Annotated in this window: 1 protein-coding gene; it reads left to right on the forward strand. The window is 56.8% G+C overall.

The window, feature by feature from the left end; genetic code table 11:
* On the forward strand, positions 1 to 236 hold a 236-nt coding region (locus BN4575_RS21065; protein ID WP_141689935.1), incomplete at both ends, for an IS3 family transposase.

Raw genomic sequence — 236 nt, forward strand, 5'->3', positions numbered from 1 at the left:
TGTCTACGGTTATCGCAAGATCCATCGCGATCTTCGTGACTTGGGGGAAGCCTGCGGTAAGCACCGTGTGGCCAAATTAATGAGGCGGGAGGGGCTGCGTTCGCAAACTGGCTATCAACGCCGTAAGAGGCATTATGGAGGCAAGAGCCCACAGGCTGCCCCAAACACGCTGGCACGTCAGTTTAAGGTGCCTGCCCCCAACATCGCCTGGGTGACTGACATTACCTACATCCGCA

It is taken from the genome of Aeromonas sp. EERV15 (assembly GCF_900079845.1).
Lineage (GTDB): Bacteria > Pseudomonadota > Gammaproteobacteria > Enterobacterales > Aeromonadaceae > Aeromonas > Aeromonas sobria.